The sequence below is a fragment of the Pseudomonas sp. SJZ078 genome (assembly GCF_007828255.1).
Taxonomy (GTDB): domain Bacteria; phylum Pseudomonadota; class Gammaproteobacteria; order Pseudomonadales; family Pseudomonadaceae; genus Aquipseudomonas.
Map to the genome: position 1 here is coordinate 38,209 of NZ_VIUG01000016.1, position 16,023 is coordinate 54,231.

General features: G+C 61.2%; 16 protein-coding genes. 7 read left to right on the forward strand and 9 right to left on the reverse strand.

Going from position 1 to position 16,023, the window contains the following annotated elements:
* Positions 1-138: 138 nt before the first annotated feature.
* The 7 genes from FBY02_RS15620 to aspA form a co-directional block, all read right to left on the reverse strand.
* A complete protein-coding gene (locus FBY02_RS15620) occupies positions 139-744 on the reverse strand; it encodes a DNA-3-methyladenine glycosylase I (protein ID WP_144928992.1) in 606 nt (201 codons plus the stop codon).
* Positions 745-748: 4 nt separating this feature from the next.
* Positions 749-1,048: a YciI family protein gene (locus FBY02_RS15625; RefSeq protein ID WP_144928994.1), complete on the reverse strand. Its 300-nt coding sequence runs from the start codon at positions 1,046-1,048 to the stop codon at positions 749-751.
* Positions 1,049-1,074: 26 nt separating this feature from the next.
* Entirely contained in the window at positions 1,075-1,662 is a 588-nt protein-coding gene (locus tag FBY02_RS15630) for a TetR/AcrR family transcriptional regulator (RefSeq protein WP_144928996.1), read from the reverse strand.
* A 228-nt stretch (positions 1,663-1,890) separates the two neighbouring features.
* Positions 1,891-2,883 carry an AraC family transcriptional regulator gene (locus FBY02_RS15635; RefSeq protein ID WP_144928998.1) on the reverse strand — a complete coding sequence of 331 codons (993 nt, stop codon included), beginning with the start codon at positions 2,881-2,883 and terminating at the stop codon, positions 1,891-1,893.
* 123 nt (positions 2,884-3,006) lie between these two features.
* A complete protein-coding gene (locus FBY02_RS15640) occupies positions 3,007-4,011 on the reverse strand; it encodes an asparaginase (protein WP_144929000.1) in 1,005 nt (334 codons plus the stop codon).
* A 131-nt stretch (positions 4,012-4,142) separates the two neighbouring features.
* Positions 4,143-5,591, reverse strand: coding sequence for a sodium:alanine symporter family protein (locus FBY02_RS15645; protein ID WP_144929002.1), 1,449 nt, complete (start codon positions 5,589-5,591; stop codon positions 4,143-4,145).
* Positions 5,592-6,038: 447 nt separating this feature from the next.
* The gene (gene aspA, locus FBY02_RS15650; RefSeq protein ID WP_047704176.1) at positions 6,039-7,463 is read right to left on the reverse strand and encodes an aspartate ammonia-lyase; all 1,425 of its coding nucleotides are present in this window, start codon (positions 7,461-7,463) and stop codon (positions 6,039-6,041) included.
* Positions 7,464-7,644: 181 nt separating this feature from the next.
* On the opposite strand from aspA, the gene FBY02_RS15655 reads away from it, so the two are divergent.
* From FBY02_RS15655 to FBY02_RS15675, 5 genes are all read left to right on the forward strand, one after another.
* The gene (locus tag FBY02_RS15655) at positions 7,645-8,562 is read left to right on the forward strand and encodes a LysR substrate-binding domain-containing protein (protein ID WP_144929004.1); all 918 of its coding nucleotides are present in this window, start codon (positions 7,645-7,647) and stop codon (positions 8,560-8,562) included.
* 435 nt (positions 8,563-8,997) lie between these two features.
* Entirely contained in the window at positions 8,998-9,489 is a 492-nt protein-coding gene (purE, locus tag FBY02_RS15660; RefSeq protein WP_003196369.1) for a 5-(carboxyamino)imidazole ribonucleotide mutase, read from the forward strand.
* 12 nt (positions 9,490-9,501) lie between these two features.
* Positions 9,502-10,587 carry a 5-(carboxyamino)imidazole ribonucleotide synthase gene (locus FBY02_RS15665; RefSeq protein ID WP_144929006.1) on the forward strand — a complete coding sequence of 362 codons (1,086 nt, stop codon included), beginning with the start codon at positions 9,502-9,504 and terminating at the stop codon, positions 10,585-10,587.
* Positions 10,588-10,687: 100 nt separating this feature from the next.
* Entirely contained in the window at positions 10,688-10,933 is a 246-nt protein-coding gene (locus FBY02_RS15670) for a GlsB/YeaQ/YmgE family stress response membrane protein (RefSeq protein ID WP_003187057.1), read from the forward strand.
* Positions 10,934-11,021: 88 nt separating this feature from the next.
* Positions 11,022-11,558: a DUF3299 domain-containing protein gene (locus tag FBY02_RS15675; protein WP_144929008.1), complete on the forward strand. Its 537-nt coding sequence runs from the start codon at positions 11,022-11,024 to the stop codon at positions 11,556-11,558.
* Positions 11,559-11,692: 134 nt separating this feature from the next.
* Here FBY02_RS15675 and FBY02_RS15680 read toward each other — a convergent pair whose 3' ends face one another.
* Complete coding sequence (locus FBY02_RS15680) at positions 11,693-12,592, reverse strand: D-hexose-6-phosphate mutarotase (RefSeq protein ID WP_144929010.1); 900 nt, start codon at positions 12,590-12,592, stop codon at positions 11,693-11,695.
* Between the two features lie 57 nt (positions 12,593-12,649).
* On the reverse strand, positions 12,650-13,054 hold the full coding sequence (locus FBY02_RS15685) for an acyl-CoA thioesterase (protein ID WP_024777863.1): 405 nt from the start codon (positions 13,052-13,054) through the stop codon (positions 12,650-12,652).
* Positions 13,055-13,438: 384 nt separating this feature from the next.
* Here FBY02_RS15685 and FBY02_RS15690 point away from each other — a divergent pair, with 384 nt between their 5' ends.
* Positions 13,439-14,737, forward strand: a complete 1,299-nt coding sequence (locus tag FBY02_RS15690) for an MFS transporter (RefSeq protein WP_144929012.1) — start codon at positions 13,439-13,441, stop codon at positions 14,735-14,737.
* Between the two features lie 241 nt (positions 14,738-14,978).
* Positions 14,979-15,977 carry a phosphate ABC transporter substrate-binding protein PstS gene (locus FBY02_RS15695; protein WP_144929014.1) on the forward strand — a complete coding sequence of 333 codons (999 nt, stop codon included), beginning with the start codon at positions 14,979-14,981 and terminating at the stop codon, positions 15,975-15,977.
* Positions 15,978-16,023 lie beyond the last annotated feature (46 nt).

Sequence of the window (16,023 nt, forward strand, 5' to 3'; positions counted from 1 at the left end):
GGTCGGACATGCGACTCGGGCTGGAAATGGTTGCAATGTGTGGCGAGCAAGCTTGTCCCGTCGCAGGTTGACTGATGGAGTCTGCCAGTAGGTAGGCATCGATTCGATTGAAGCTAGGCTGCCTGGTTTCAGGAATACCTAAGGTTGTTCGATGCCCCGCCGTGCATGTTCGACTCGTGTCCTGATAACGCATTCAGTTGCATGGTCGTTCAACAATCCCATTGCCTGCATGAACGCATAAACGGTCGTAGGCCCAACGAACTTCCAGCCTCGTTTTTTCAGCTCTTTCGATAGCGCGACCGACTCGACAGACGTCGAGGCGGTCTGAGGTTCAATCGGGTTCGCAACCTGAGGGGCGTAGCGCCAAAAAAAGGAAGCCAACGAGCCTTCCGTTTCGACGAGCTCGCAGGCACGACGGGCATTGTTGATGACAGCTTCGATCTTGCCGCGATGGCGAACGATGCCAGCGTCCTGAAGCAGACGCTCTACATCGCTGTCGTTGTACTGAGCGACCCGGACGAAGTCGAAGCCATCAAAGGCGGCACGAAAGTTATCCCGCTTGGCCAGGATCGTGCGCCAGCTAAGGCCGGACTGGAATCCCTCAAGACTGATTTTTTCGAACAGGCGTCTATCGTCAGCTACGGGAAACCCCCACTCGGTATCGTGGTATTGAAGAAATTCCGGCGCGGCTGCGCACCAGCGGCACCGGCGTTGCCCATCAAGCCCAATGATCGTCGCTTCCATGGCGTCAGCTCCCTGTACTGGCCAGCAAAAACGCCAAGCGCGGATCGGCCTTCGATGGCTTCACCTCGACAATTTCTGCCTGCACGACATCTTGCATCACGAAGGGGTCACCGCTGATGCGATCTTCAAGTTGGGCCAGTGTGATTCCGCTTGCCAGGATCATTCCTCCGGCTTGTGGCTCAAGGCTTCCGGCCATGATAAAGACTCCGGCGTCAAAACCGCATTGCAGCCAGTCCTTATGGGCTTGCATCAACTGACCCGCCAGATCGCGTCCGGCTGAAAATCGTAGGAATACGACAAACATTGGTGGTCCTTCCAAAGATTGCTGGGTTATTGGATCGAAGCCCGTGCCACGCCGGTGATGCTGTCGAGCCATGCACTCATGCGCTCGGCTTCTAGCTTGACGAAATGCTCGTCGTGAAACGAATGCGCAAGCAACGCCACGCCCTGGCTGAACGCCAATACGTGCATTGCCAACGAATCCGCGTTTGGCCCGTGCCCCAATAGAAGAAACTGCTGGCGCAACCAGGTACGGAACAAGGCAAAGAGTTGTTTGGACTGCGGCAGCGCCGGGTGGCCAAGCTTGGCCAGCTCGCTGCAGAGGGTGCCAACCGGGCAACCATGGTGAATGATCTGGGCTTGGTTCGTGACGACGATGAAGATGAAGCTTTTGATGCGCTCGGAGGGTGAGGCGCTTTCTGCCTCCCAAGCCTTAAGCATGTGTGAAGTGCTCAGAAGGCGTTCCGCGATAACGGCATCCAGAATCTCGTCCTTGCTTTTGAAGTGGTAATAAAAGTTGCCACGAGAGATGCCGACGGCGTTGGCGATGTCTGCGAAAGAGGTATGTTCATAACCGTTCTCATAGAACAGCCGGTCTGCCTCTGCAACGATACGCTCACGGGTTGTGATTTCAGCCATCCAACTGTATCCCTATTACCTTGCCCAGCCTCCATTGGTTGAGGTTAGGACGGTTGACCTAATCGATGGAGCTGAGAGTAGGACGAGCATCCTAATTGGTCAAGAGTCGTTGGCCCATTATGCATTTACTGGCGCGTTGCGATGGCTTGGTTGCGGCTGCTACGCAGCCCAGCGGGGCGGTGCGACGTTTCGCTAAATCCCTTCAGGAGATAAAAGCCAGGTATGGGCTCACGACTTGAACTGGCTTGGCGCCACGCCGCTCCAGCGGACGAAGGCGTGGCGGAAGCTGGCGGTTTCGCTGAAGCCCAGCAGTTCGGCGATGCGGTGGATGGGGATTTGATCCTCGCAGAGCATCTGTTTGGCCCGTTCGAAGCGCAGGTCGTCCAGCAGTTCCTGGTAGCTGCAACCCGAATCTTTGAGGTGGCGGCGTAACGTGCGGGCGGAGCAGTTCATTTGTTCGGCCAGGCCTTCCAGGCCGGGAGCGGCGTCGAGTTGGGCGGCGAGCAGTTGGCGGATGCGGCCCAGCCAGGCCTGGCGGCCGGTGAATTCGATGTTCTGCTTGCGGCAACGTTCGACCATGGTGTGGTGGGTGATGGGGTCGGCCAGGGGCAGCGGGTGGTCGAGCCAGTGGCGGTCGAAGGCAAAGGCGTTGTCGACGGCATCGAAACGCACCGGACAATCGAAATGTGCTCCGTAGCAGGCATGGTAATCCGGTGCCGGGTGTTCGAAGCGCGCCGCGCGCAAGGGCAGCGGGTGGCCGAGCAGGTCGTTGCAGGTGACCTTTAGCGAGACCATGCAGAACTCGGCGTTGAACGCGGCCAGAGCCGGGTTCTCCCGATAATCGCTGGCGCTGAGCCAGACCGCCTCGTCGTCTTCCTCCAGGTTCAGCTCGAAGAGTGTTCCCAATAGCGCCGGATAGCGCAGCGCCAGCTGCAAGGCGTCACCTAAGGTGGCACTGGTGAGCAGGGCGTAGCCGAGGATGCCGTAGGACGAAACGTGCATGCTGCACCCCAACTCCAGGCCGATGTCGCGCTTGAGAGCCACGGCGTTGGCGCAGACCTGCATTTCCTGGTTGGTGGTGATACGTGTGTCGGCCCGGCTCAGGTCCGCCGCGCTGATGCCGCTGCCGGCCAGCAACGCGTCACTGGGCAACCCTTCATTCTTGAAGGCGTTGAGCACCAGAGAGACGGCGTTGAGGGTGGTGAGGTGGGAATGAAGCATGTTCGTTTCCAGCCTGGGGAGGCTGGAAATAAGAGCAAGTTGTATGCCGGATGAAAATCGGAAGTTCAACACAACACCCAATGTGGGAGCGAGCAAGCTCTCCCACACTGGGTTTGCCGGGTGTCAGATAAGCTCACCACACAGATCCAGCTCAACCAAGCGCCGAACCTCTTCCACGGGCAACCCTGCGCCAATCAATGCCTGCAACTTGCCGAACGCGGCCTCGCGGGTCATACCGCCGCCGGACACCACGCCGACGCCACGCAAACGGCTGCCAGCCTCGTACACGTCCAGCTCGACGCCGCCTTCATGGCATTGTGTCACTGCCACTACCACCACACCGCTGTCCCGCGCTCGGGCGAGGCTGGCGAGGAAGGCCGGGTTGTCGCTCGGGCCGGTGCCGCTGCCGTAGCATTCCAGCACCAGGCCCTGGATCCCGCTGCCCAACAGGCCGTCGAGGATGTCGGCGCTGATGCCCGGGAACAGCGGCAGCGCCGCGACGTTCGCCAATTGCCTGGCCTGGTTGTAATTCAGCTGCGCTGGCAGCGACGTGGCTTTGGCAGCGCCGCCCTGGCGCTCCAGGCGTTTGAATGGATGGCGACCGAAGCTGCGCACCTTCGCACAACGGGTCGGCGCCAGCAGTTCACTGTGGAAGTAAAGGTGCACGCCCGGCGCCAGGCCCTGGCCGAGGGCGACCAGCGCGCCGCTGAGGTTTTCCCAGGCATCGCTGTCGGTCACGCCGGCGGGCAGCATGGAGCCGGTGAAGCAGACACGGGCAGGCAGGCCCAACAGCTGGAAGCTCATCGCCGCGGCGCTGTAGGCCAGGGTATCGGTGCCGTGCAGGATCAACACGCTGTCGCAACCCTGCACATCCACGGCGTCGACCACCGCTTCGCGCAGTTGCTGCCAGTAGGCCGGGGTCATGTTGGCGCTGTCGATCAGCGGCGACATTTCCCGGAAGCGCCATTGCGGGATGACCAGTTCAGGTTGGCTGTGCAGATAGTCGCGCATGCGGGCTTCGAAGCCGGAGGCCGGGGCGAGGCCGTTGGCGCTGGCTTGCATGCCGATGGTACCGCCGGTGTAGAGCACCATGACGTGCTGGGCGGCAGGGTAGGTCGAGGAATTCATGGTCGTTCTCCGAAGACGAAAACGGCAGCTTCGTCGAGCTGCCCAACATAAGGTCGAGCATGACGCCGACCTTACGCTGTGTCACGCCGGGCGCAGGGGATGCGCCCGGTTTTTTGCAGCAGGCTTGCCGATCAGCGTTGCGCTGCGGCCACACCGGTCACCGCATCAGGTTGGGCAGCGGGTGCGGATGGGGTGGCTGGCCAGGCCTTGCGGTCCAGGTCCAGGTCCGGGAACTTGCTGGAGTCGAACACTGGCACCTTGATGCCGGCCGAACGTTGGGCGTCGTAGTCACGCAGGATGCGCATGCCGACCTTGAACAGCAGGAACAGCGCGATCAGGTTCACGAACGCCAGCAGGGTCATGGTGATGTCGGCGAAAGCGAACACAGTGCTGAGGTTTTCGATGGCGCCCCAGAAAATCAGCACCAGTACCAGTGCGCGATAGCCGATCAGTGCCTTGCGGTTTTCACCGAGCATGAAGCGCAGGTTGTTTTCGCCCAGGTAGTAGTTGTAGAGGATCGAGGTGAACACGAACAGCGCCAGGGCCACGGAGATGAACATCCGGCCCCAGTCACCGACCACGGCGGCCAGGGAGTTCTGGGTCAGGGCAATGCCGTCGCCTTCGAAGCCAGGGGTGTAGAAGCCCGACAGCAGGATCAGCAGCGCGGTGCAGGTGCAGATCACGAAGGTGTCCAGGAACACGCTGAACGCCTGGACCACGCCTTGGGCGACCGGGTGTTCGACCGATGCAACGGCGGCCACGTTAGGCGCACTGCCCAGGCCCGCTTCGTTGGCGAAGACGCCGCGCTTGACACCCATGACGATGGCGCTGCCGATCAGGCCGCCGAACGCCTGGTCCAGGCCAAAGGCGCTCTTGACGATGGTTGCCAGCATGGCTGGTACGTGGTCGAACTGCAGCACGATCACGTAGATGGTCACGGCGATGTAGGCCAATGTCTTGACCGGTACCAACAGGTCGGCCACCTTGGCGATACGCTTGATTCCGCCGATGAACACCAGGCCCAGCAGCACAGCCAGGCCCAGGCCGGTGTAGGTGGTGTCGAGGCCGAAGGCGTTGTTCAGCGAATGAGTCACGGCGTGGGCTTGCAGGCCGTTGAAGGCGAAGCCGAAAGTGACCAGCAGCAGGAAGGCCATGATCATGCCCAACCAGCGTTTCTGCAGGCCGTGCTGGATGTAATAGGACGGGCCGCCACGGTACTGGCCTTCGGAGTCGCAGCGCTTGTAGAGCTGGCCGAGGGAGCACTCGAAGAAGCTGCTGGACATGCCGACCAGCGCGGTTACCCACATCCAGAACACTGCACCGGGGCCGCCGAGGGTCACGGCAATACCCACACCGGCAATGTTGCCCGCGCCAACACGGCCGGCGAGGCTGAGCATCAGGGCCTGGAAGGAACTGAGCTGGTCGGTGCTGCTTTTGAGGCTGTCACGGAATACCGAGAACATGTGGAAGAAATGACGGAACTGGACGAAACGCGAGCGGATCGTGAAGTAGCCGCCGAGCCCGACAATGAGCAGGATCAGCACTTTCCCTGAGAGGAAGTCGTTGATGACTTCGAGCATGAGTATTCCTCGCTGTTTTTTGTTTAAGCAAATGCTGGCCATTTGGAAACATCACGAAACATCCGTCGGCGCACGGCTTGACAGGTGAGGCGAGGTTTCGTCCCGGTCCAATTCGCGGGTTGTTATTAGTTCGGGTTTCGCATGTTTAAGTCTCGCTACCGACGACCACACATGGCGAAGAGGGGCGGCACTATACCTATCAGTGCGATGCCCGTCTGCACGGTTGTGGTGCAAGCGACGAAACGACGTGCTGGAATTAACGAAAATCGCAGCCTTCGACAGCCCCTTTAAGGAGCTGCCGAAGGCTGCGATCTTCTTCCGGTGTTGTCGTTTTCGGCATAAGGCCTCCGTGGCAGTGGCAAAAAAAGGGCTTGGGGAAAAATCCCCAAGCCCTCAAAAGGTGAGAGGTGTCTAGTCCCTCGACCTGGTGAGCGGTGGTTGCATCAATCACGCTTTCAGCGGGACCAGACGCGGAGCAATCATGTTTTCCGGGCGCAGGATGTCGTCGAGCATGGCGTCGTCGAGCAAGCCTTCTTCGCGCACCAGTTCCAGCACGCCGCGGCCGCTTTCCAGGGCGACACGGGCGATGCGGGTGGCGTTTTCATAGCCGATGTACGGGTTCAGGGCGGTGACCAGGCCGATCGAGTGCTCGACCAGTTCGCGGCAGCGCGCTTCGTTGGCGGTGATGCCGACGATGCAGTGCTCGCGCAGCATGTCCATGGCCCGTTGCAGCAGGCGGATCGAGTCGAAGATCTTGAAGGCGATCAGCGGTTCCATCACGTTCAGCTGCAGTTGGCCGCCTTCGGCCGCCATGGTCAGGGCCAGGTCGTTGCCGATGATCTGGAACGCCACCTGGTTGACCGCTTCCGGGATTACCGGGTTGACCTTGCCGGGCATGATCGAGCTGCCTGGCTGGCGGGCCGGCAGGTTGATTTCGTTGATGCCGGTACGTGGCCCGCTGGACAGCAGGCGCAGGTCGTTGCAAATCTTCGACAGCTTGACCGCGGTGCGCTTGAGCATGCCGGAGAACAGCACGAAGGCACCCATGTCCGACGTGGCTTCGATCAGGTCGGCAGCCGGTACCAGCGGTTGGCCGCTGATGGTTGCCAGGCGCTGCACGGCCAGGGCCTGGTAGCGCGGGTCGGCGTTGATGCCGGTGCCGATGGCGGTGCCGCCCAGGTTCACTTCGGTGAGCAGTTCGGGCGCCAGGGTTTTCAGGCGCGCCAGGTCTTCGCTCAGGGTGGTGGCGAAGGCACGGAATTCCTGGCCGAGGGTCATCGGCACGGCGTCCTGCAGCTGGGTACGGCCCATCTTCAGGACGTGGCTGAATTCTTCACCCTTGGCGGCGAACGACTGGATCAGGCTGTCGAGGCTGGCCAGCAACGCATCGTGACCCAGCAGCAGACCCAGGCGGATCGCGGTCGGATAGGCGTCGTTGGTAGACTGCGCCATGTTCACGTCGTTGTTCGGGTGCAGGTATTGGTATTCGCCTTTCTGGTGGCCCATGGCCTCCAGGGCGATGTTGGCGATGACTTCGTTTGCATTCATGTTGGTCGACGTGCCGGCGCCGCCCTGAATCATGTCCACCACGAATTCTTCGTGGAAGTCGCCGCGGATCAGACGGGCACAGGCTTCGCTGATGGCTGCATGCTTGGCTTCGCTGAGTTGACCCAACTCGCGGTTGGCGTCAGCGGCAGCCTGTTTGACCATTGCCAGACCGATGACCAGCTTGGGGTAATGCGAGATCGGAACGCCCGAGAGACGGAAGTTGTTCACCGCTCGCAGGGTCTGGATGCCGTAATACGCTTGTGCTGGTACTTCGAGTACGCCAAGCAGGTCTTTTTCTGTGCGGAATGATGCAGCGGAGGACATGATGGAAATCATCTCGATAAGGACCCGGTCTGTGCCGGAACGCTGTGGATCGTAGGCTCTCGTAAACATAAGGGCCAATGCTGTTAAACACTGCCCTATGCATATTCGGCATAATGCGGATGTGACGCCGGCAGTACGGCGGACGTGTGACCTGTTTTGGTGCATGTTTCGGGAGAACGTGATGAATCTTGAAAGCAAATGGCTTGAGGACTTCAGTGCCTTGGCGGCTACCCGCAGCTTCTCCCAGGCGGCCGAACGGCGTTTCGTCACGCAACCGGCGTTCAGCAGGCGGATCCGTAGCCTGGAAGCGGCGCTGGGGCTGACCTTGGTCAACCGCTCCCGCACGCCGGTCGAGCTGACGGCGGCCGGGCAGTTGTTTCTGGTGACGGCGCGCACCGTCGTGGAGCAGTTGGGCGAGGTGTTGCGGCACTTGCATCACCTGGAAGGCGGGCAGGGCGAAGTGATCCAGGTGGCGGCCGCGCACTCCCTGGCCCTGGGCTTCTTCCCACGCTGGATCGCGCAGCTGCGCAACGAAGGCATGAACATCGCCACGCGCCTGGTGGCGACCAACGTCGGCGATGCCGTCCATGCATTGCGTGAGGGTGGCTGCGACTTGATGCTGGCGTTCTACGACCCGGATTCGGCGATGCAGATGGATCCGGAAATCTTCCCGTCGTTGCACCTGGGCCAGACCGAAATGCTGCCGGTGTGCGCCGCCGACGCCAACGGCAAACCGCTGTTCGACCTCGAAGGCGAGGCCAGTGTGCCGTTGCTGGCCTACAGCGCCGGGGCGTTTCTCGGTCGCTCGGTGAACCAGTTGCTGCGCCAGCGGGCGCTGCGTTTCACCACGGTCTACGAAACGGCCATGGCCGACAGCTTGAAAAGCATGGCCCTGGAAGGCCTGGGCATCGCCTGGGTGCCGCAACTGAGCGTGCGCGCCGAACTGGCCCGGGGCGAACTGGTGATCTGCGGCGGTGGGCAATGGCACGTCCCATTGGAGATCCGCCTGTACCGCTGCGCCCTGGTGCGCAAGGCCAATGTGCGGTTGTTGTGGCGCAAGCTCGAAGGCGGCGCAGCACAGGGCGCCACAGCCTCCTGATCCCACCACAATCCCCTATGGGAGCGAGCCTGCTGGCGATAGCGGTGGGTCAGGCAACATAGAATCTCCCACGGGGTTTGGGTCGTTCACAACATATGGAATCAACACCGACCAGATGTGGGAGCGGGCTTGCTCGCGAAAGCGGCGTGCCAGTCACCACCTTCTGCACTGATACTCTGCTTTCGCGGGCAAGCCCGCTCCCACAGAGGGGGCCGAGGTGTTCTTGTATTGACCTTGAGGTCAATAAAACCGCCGTCCAGGCACAAATGACAGATGGTCGCGACAGGGGCTGTTTATCTGCTTCATTGCGGTATACTGCGCGGCCTTCGGCCGGTTCGGATCGGCCACTATTCGTACAACAAGCCACGCCGGTTTCCCGCGTGGCTTGTTGTTTTTTGACGCGCCTGCGGGCGCCCAGAGAGAAGAGGCACATTGATGAGTGCATTGGTTGGCGTGATCATGGGCTCCAAGTCCGATTGGTCCACCCTTAGCCACACCGCCGATATGCTGGAAAAGCTCGGCATCCCTTATGAGGTGAAAGTGGTCTCTGCCCACCGCACCCCGGACCTGCTGTTCCAGTACGCCGAAGAAGCCGAGGCCCGTGGCATCGAGGTGATCATCGCCGGTGCCGGTGGCGCGGCTCACCTGCCAGGCATGTGTGCGGCCAAGACCCACCTGCCGGTGCTGGGCGTGCCGGTGCAGTCGTCGATGCTCTCGGGCGTCGATTCGCTGTTGTCCATCGTGCAGATGCCGGCCGGCATTCCGGTCGCGACCCTGGCCATCGGCAAGGCCGGTGCGATCAACGCCGCCCTGTTGTCGGCGAGCATCCTGGGCGCCAAGCATCCACAGTTCCATACCGTGCTGAAAAAATTCCGCGCTGAGCAGACAGACAGCGTCCTGGACAATCCAGACCCACGCATTGCCTGAGGTTGTTGACGAATGAAGATCGGTGTAATCGGTGGCGGCCAGTTGGGTCGCATGTTGGCCCTGGCGGGTACGCCGCTGGGGATGAACTTCGCTTTCCTGGACCCGGCGCCGGACGCCTGTGCCGCCGCGCTGGGTGAACACCTGCGGGCCGACTACGGCGACCAGGATCACCTGCGCCAACTGGCCGATGAAGTCGATCTGGTGACCTTCGAGTTCGAGAGCGTCCCGGCCGAGACCGTTGCCTTCCTGTCCCAGTTCGTCCCGGTCTACCCGAGTGCCGAAGCCTTGCGCATTGCTCGCGACCGTTGGTTCGAGAAGAACATGTTCAAGGACCTGGGCATTCCCACCCCGGCCTTTGCCGACATTCAATCCCAGGCCGACCTGGAAGCCGCCGTCGCAGCCATCGGCCTGCCGGCCGTGCTCAAGACCCGCACCCTGGGTTATGACGGCAAGGGCCAGAAAGTTCTGCGCAACCCTGAAGACGTTGCCGGTACGTTCGCCGAGCTGGGCAGCGTGGGCTGCCTCTTGGAAGGTTTCGTGCCGTTTACTGGTGAAGTCTCGCTGATCGCCGTGCGTGCCCGCGACGGTGAAATCCGTTTCTACCCGTTGGTGCACAACACCCACAAGGACGGCATTCTCAAGCTCTCCGTCGCCAGCACCGACCATCCGCTGCAGGCCCTGGCCGAAGATTATTCCAGCCGCGTGCTCAAGCAACTGGACTACGTCGGCGTGATGGCGTTCGAGTTCTTCGAAGTGGACGGCGGTCTCAAGGCCAACGAAATCGCGCCGCGGGTGCACAACTCCGGGCACTGGACCAGCGAAGGCGCCGAGTGCAGCCAGTTCGAAAACCACCTGCGGGCGGTCGCCGGCCTGCCGCTGGGTTCGACTGCCAAGGTTGGTGAAAGCGCGATGTTGAACTTCATCGGTAAGGTACCGGATACCGAGAAGGTCCTGGCGATTGCCGACTGCCATCTGCATCACTATGGCAAGGCGTTCAAGGCCGGGCGCAAGGTTGGTCACGCCAACCTGCGTTGTGCTGACCGGGCGACGCTGGCCCAGCAGATCATCAAGGTCGAGACGCTGATCGCCGAGCAATAATCTGCAACACGATTGGAACCATTCGTCGGCCGGATTCTCTCATGGCAAGGTGCCAAAGTCTGACTAGGCTTTGGCGATCTCACTCAAAAGGGGAATTGCCATGGGAATCATCGGAACCATCTTCATCGGCTTGATCGTCGGCCTGCTGGCACGCTTCCTGAAACCGGGCGATGACAGCATGGGCTGGATCATGACCATCCTGCTCGGTATCGGCGGTTCGCTGGCAGCCACCTATGGCGGTCAGGCTCTGGGTATCTACCAGGCCGGGCAAGGCGCCGGTTTCATTGGCGCCCTGGTCGGCGCGATCGTGCTGCTGGTGATCTACGGCCTGATCAAAAGAAACTGAGTCAATGCGACAAAGCCCCCTGCGCATGGCGCGCGCAGGGGGCTAGAATGCCCGGCGTTCCATCCATCACTCATTGCCGAGCCCTTTCATGCGCCGTCTAGTGTTGACCCTTCTTCTGCTGGGCAGTGGCCTGGCCCATGCTGCCGAGCTGCCGGAAACCGACTGGCTCGAGCTGATGCCCAAGTCGGACCAGAAAGCCCTCGAGGCCATGCCCGAGATCGACCACAATTCCCCCGAAGCCAATGGCACCTTCACCAACAAGGGTGGCCTGAAGCAGAGCAAAGGCTTGCCGGCGGTGATGTATTCGACCAAGACCGTGGCGTCGATGAACGACAAACACATCCGCATAGGCGGTTACCCGGTGCCGTTGGAAACCGACGCCAAGGGTCGCAGTACGTTGTTCTTCCTGGTGCCATACCCCGGCGCCTGCATCCACGTCCCGCCACCGCCGCCTAACCAACTGGTGCTGGTGCGCTATCCCAAGGGCCTGAAGCTGGACGACATCTACACGCCGCTGTGGGTGACCGGCACGCTGAAAATCGAAAAGGTCGACAACGACCTGGCGAGCGCGGCATATGCACTGGACGCGGAGAAGGTGCGGGTGGTGCAGGAGGCGGATCTGTAACCGTCGGTTGGTCCGACGCAAATCCCCTGTGGGAGCGAGCCTGCTCGCGATAGCGGTGGATCAGTCAAGGTAATGGTGGCTGACAGATCGCTATCGCGAGCAGGCTCGCTCCCACAATGGTTTTGTAGTGTGGCTTAGAGCGGTTTGCTCCTGATACTCACACCCAGGGTATGGCTGGCTTGCGGCAGCAGCGTCACCACATCATCCATCACGTTCGCCGTCTCGATGCACAGCATGCGTTGCCAGCCATCGTCGGCCATGTCGCTGAAGGCCTTGGCGCGTTCGGTCCAGGGGTTCCAGATCACCGCCGAGCGTGAGCCGCTGCTGGTCAGTTCGATCCGTCGTTCCCAATGCGGGTCGACAATGCTCAGCGTCGCTGGGGTATCGAGATAGACACGGTCGGTCTCGCCGGCAAAGTGCAGGTCGCCGGCCTGAGTGGCGGTGTTCCAATCGTCCAGGGTTTCGATGTAGTTCAATCCGGCCACGCCTTCGACGTGCACGTTGCGCACGTCGCTCACGGCGAAATAGCTGTGCAGCGCCTGGCTGAGGCTGACGGTTTCGCTGCCGCGGTTATGGCTGGTGAGGCTGATGTGCAGTTGCGCGTCCATCACGATGGTCAGCGTCAGGTCGACCTGATGAGGCCAGCCCGCCAGGCCGTTTTCGGGGTAGGGCAGTACGAACTCGATTTTCAGGCCTTCGCCCTCGGCCTCGATGCCTTTCAATTCCCAATCCATCGCCCGCACCAGGCCGTGGGCCGTGGCCGGCTCGTTGCTCACGCGCATGGCCTGGACGCTGTCGGGGTTGCGTGTCAGGTTACCGAACCATGGCCAGCACACCGGCACGCCGGCGCGAATGCTTTTGCCAGCCTTGAAGGTCGCCTGGTCGTTGAGCCAGATCAGCGGCGGTTGGCCATCCACTTGATAACTGAGGATATGCGCGCCTTGCTGGGCCACCAGCAACTCGGCCTGACCGTGGCGGATACGCCAGCCATTGAGTTCATCCAGTTTGACGGCTTCGACATTGGGCGTGGGCATACTGCAAACCTCGTTCAGGAACAGGAACCGCAATGGACCACAAAACGGCCGTCGCGTTTAACGGGCGCGCGGCGGAACCGAACGGGTGCGACCACTGCCGTCGATGGCGACGAACACGAACACCGCCTCGGTCACCTTGCGCCATTCACTGGACAGCGGGTCGTCGCTCCAGACCTCGACCATCATCTGGATCGAGCTGCGGCCGATTTCCAGGGTCTGGGTATAGAACGACAGCTGTGCACCTACGGCTACCGGCACCAGGAACGCCATGCGATCGATCGCCACGGTCGCCACGCGCCCGCCGGCTACCCGGCTGGCCATCGCCGTGCCGGCCAGGTCCATCTGAGACACCAGCCAGCCGCCGAAGATATCGCCGAAGCCGTTGGTGTCGCGGGGAAGCGCGGTGATTTGCAGGGCAAGGTCGCCTTGCGGGATTGGATCTTCTTGTTCGAGCTCTATCATGCCGGGGGTGCCTCTGACCCGTAACTCTGTCTTGTACTTCAGGTGAATAGCCGTCTTTGTAAAAAACGATTCAGCCCGAACACATTGCGTTCGTCACGTTTTTCGAAAGGCGCGCTAAAGGGAGACTCTGCGAAACCGGCTGGCCCTGGTGTCTTTCTCCTACAAACTCTGCACCACCAACGACGTTTTCGCACAGCAACCCCTTACAGAGTGTCGCAAGCTAGCGAGTATATCGGGCGATAGCCGTCGAGACGACCACCCGGTTCTGATTTCGACCGAGAATGACGCGCCTCCCTGTGCTTTTTCCAACAATTTGCTATCGTGCCGAACCGCTCCAACCCCGATTTCCGGGTTGCAGAACCGACTATAAGAGAAGCCTTCGCCATGACCACTGCGCCTTCGAGCACGGCAGCCCCTGCGCAACCCGCCCGTCCGCTGACCCGCAACGACTACAAGACCTTGTCGCTGTCTGCCCTGGGCGGTGCCCTGGAGTTCTACGATTTCATCATTTTCGTATTCTTCGCCACCGTGGTCGGCAAATTGTTCTTCCCCGCCGACATGCCCGAGTGGCTGCGTCTGATGCAGACATTCGGCATCTTTGCCGCCGGCTATCTGGCCCGGCCCCTGGGCGGTATTGTCATGGCGCACTTCGGTGACCTGCTGGGCCGCAAGAAGATGTTCACCCTGAGCATCTTCATGATGGCTGTGCCGACCCTGATCATGGGCCTGTTGCCGACCTACGCGCAGATCGGCATGTGGGCGCCGATCCTGCTGTTGCTGATGCGGGTAATCCAGGGCGCGGCCATTGGCGGTGAAGTGCCGGGGGCCTGGGTGTTCGTCTCCGAACACGTTCCGGGGCGCCATATCGGTTATGCCTGCGGCACCCTCACGTCGGGCCTGACGGCGGGGATCCTGCTGGGCTCCTTGGTGGCCACTGCGATCAACACACTCTATACGCCGGTGGAAGTGGCGGATTATGCCTGGCGCATCCCGTTCCTGTTGGGCGGTGTGTTCGGCCTCTTTTCGGTGTACCTGCGCCAGTGGCTCCACGAAACCCCGGTGTTTGCCGAGCTGCAGCTGCGCAAGGCCCTGGCTGAAGAAGTGCCGCTGCGCGCGGTGCTGCGCGACCACCGCGGGGCCATTGTTATTTCCATGCTGCTGACCTGGCTGTTGTCCGCCGCCATTGTGGTGCTGATCCTGATGACCCCGACGGTCTTGCAGACGGTCTACCATTTCGCGCCGACCACTGCCTTGCAATCCAACAGCGTGGCGATCGTGATGCTGAGCATCGGCTGCATCCTGGCCGGTGCCCTGGCGGACCGCTTCGGTGCGGGGCGGGTCTTCGTCTTCGGCTGCGCCGCATTGCTGGCCAGTGCCTGGACCTTCTACCACAACCTGGCCGACCATCCGCAATGGCTGTTTCCGATGTATGCCCTCACGGGCCTGCTGGTGGGCACCATTGGTGCGGTGCCCTACGTCATGGTCAAGGCCTTCCCACCGGTGGTGCGCTTCAGCGGCCTGTCGTTCTCTTACAACGTGGCCTACGCGATTTTCGGCGGCCTGACGCCGATGATCGTCAGCCTGCTGCTCAAGGAGAGCCCGATGGGGCCGGCGTATTACGTGGCGGTCCTGTGTGGGATGGGGATTGTGGTGGGGGCTTATCTCTGGAAGAAGGGGCGCTAGGCCCCGGGCCTTTCATCGGCTTTTCCGGCCTCATCGCGAGCAGGTTCGCTCCCACAATGGTTCTGCGCACACCGCAAACCCTTGTGGGAGCGAGCCTGCTCGCGATTGGGGGCCATCACGAATCATCCTGTAAAACTCAATGCTGGCCTTTCATCCAATTGTCATATTTCAGCCATAGAGTGTTCACACGGCTTACCGATACTTGGCCGACTTAACACACCCTATCTGCTAGGAGTAAGGCATGAAACTGAAGCGTTTGATGGCGGCAATGACTTTTGTCGCTGCTGGCGTTGCGACTGCCAACGCGGTTGCCGCTGTTGACCCTGCGATCCCGAGCTACACCAAGACCACTGGTGTGTCGGGCAACCTCTCCAGCGTCGGCTCCGATACCCTGGCAAACCTGATGACCTTGTGGGCCGAGAACTACAAGAAGGAATACCCGAACGTAAACATCCAGATCCAGGCCGCCGGTTCCTCCACCGCGCCGCCCGCACTCACCGAAGGCACCGCTAACCTGGGCCCGATGAGCCGCAAGATGAAGGACAACGAACTGCAGGCCTTCGAACAGAAGTATGGCTACAAGCCAACCGCTATCCCGGTTGCCGTGGACGCCCTGGCTGTATTCGTGCACAAGGACAACCCGATCCAGCACCTGACCATGGAACAGGTCGATGCGATCTTCTCGTCCACCCGCCTGTGCGGCGCCAAGGCTGACGTCAAGACCTGGGGCGACCTGGGCGTGACCGGCGACCTGGCCAACAAGCCGGTTCAACTGTTCGGTCGCAACTCGGTATCCGGCACCTACGGCTACTTCAAGGAAGAAGCCCTGTGCAAAGGCGACTACAAGCCAAACGTCAACGAACAACCTGGCTCGGCTTCGGTCGTTCAGTCGATCAGTTCCTCGCTGAACGGCGTGGGTTATTCGGGTATCGGCTACAAGACCGCCAGCGTGAAAACCGTGGCCCTGGCCAAGAAAGGCAGCACCGAGTTCATTGAAGACACCGAAGAAAACGCACTGAACGGCAAATACCCGCTGTCGCGTTTCCTCTACGTGTACGTCAACAAGGCTCCGAACAAGCCTCTGGCGCCGCTGGAAGCCGAGTTCGTGAAGCTGGTCCTGTCCAAGCAAGGCCAGGAAGTCGTGGTCAAGGATGGCTACATCCCGCTGCCAGCCAAAGTAGCCGCCAAGGCACTGGCTGATCTGGGGCTGTCGGAAGGCGGCAACGTCGCCAAGCAGTAACACTTGAGCCCGGGCCAACGCCCGGCCTCTTGTGGGAGCGTGCTTG

What these genes read in the sequence shown, in the direction of transcription:
- FBY02_RS15675 (WP_144929008.1), top strand. Translation starts at nt 11,022, where the DNA reads ATGCGCCGTCTAGTGTTGACCCTTCTTCTGCTGGGCAGTGGCCTGGCC.
- FBY02_RS15690 (WP_144929012.1), top strand. Translation starts at nt 13,439, where the DNA reads ATGACCACTGCGCCTTCGAGCACGGCAGCCCCTGCGCAACCCGCCCGT.
- FBY02_RS15655 (WP_144929004.1), top strand. Translation starts at nt 7,645, where the DNA reads ATGAATCTTGAAAGCAAATGGCTTGAGGACTTCAGTGCCTTGGCGGCT.
- aspA (WP_047704176.1), bottom strand. Translation starts at nt 7,463, where the DNA reads ATGTCCTCCGCTGCATCATTCCGCACAGAAAAAGACCTGCTTGGCGTA.
- FBY02_RS15680 (WP_144929010.1), bottom strand. Translation starts at nt 12,592, where the DNA reads ATGCCCACGCCCAATGTCGAAGCCGTCAAACTGGATGAACTCAATGGC.
- FBY02_RS15695 (WP_144929014.1), top strand. Translation starts at nt 14,979, where the DNA reads ATGAAACTGAAGCGTTTGATGGCGGCAATGACTTTTGTCGCTGCTGGC.
- FBY02_RS15645 (WP_144929002.1), bottom strand. Translation starts at nt 5,591, where the DNA reads ATGCTCGAAGTCATCAACGACTTCCTCTCAGGGAAAGTGCTGATCCTG.
- FBY02_RS15630 (WP_144928996.1), bottom strand. Translation starts at nt 1,662, where the DNA reads ATGGCTGAAATCACAACCCGTGAGCGTATCGTTGCAGAGGCAGACCGG.
- FBY02_RS15665 (WP_144929006.1), top strand. Translation starts at nt 9,502, where the DNA reads ATGAAGATCGGTGTAATCGGTGGCGGCCAGTTGGGTCGCATGTTGGCC.
- FBY02_RS15620 (WP_144928992.1), bottom strand. Translation starts at nt 744, where the DNA reads ATGGAAGCGACGATCATTGGGCTTGATGGGCAACGCCGGTGCCGCTGG.
- purE (WP_003196369.1), top strand. Translation starts at nt 8,998, where the DNA reads ATGAGTGCATTGGTTGGCGTGATCATGGGCTCCAAGTCCGATTGGTCC.
- FBY02_RS15635 (WP_144928998.1), bottom strand. Translation starts at nt 2,883, where the DNA reads ATGCTTCATTCCCACCTCACCACCCTCAACGCCGTCTCTCTGGTGCTC.
- FBY02_RS15640 (WP_144929000.1), bottom strand. Translation starts at nt 4,011, where the DNA reads ATGAATTCCTCGACCTACCCTGCCGCCCAGCACGTCATGGTGCTCTAC.
- FBY02_RS15685 (WP_024777863.1), bottom strand. Translation starts at nt 13,054, where the DNA reads ATGATAGAGCTCGAACAAGAAGATCCAATCCCGCAAGGCGACCTTGCC.
- FBY02_RS15670 (WP_003187057.1), top strand. Translation starts at nt 10,688, where the DNA reads ATGGGAATCATCGGAACCATCTTCATCGGCTTGATCGTCGGCCTGCTG.
- FBY02_RS15625 (WP_144928994.1), bottom strand. Translation starts at nt 1,048, where the DNA reads ATGTTTGTCGTATTCCTACGATTTTCAGCCGGACGCGATCTGGCGGGT.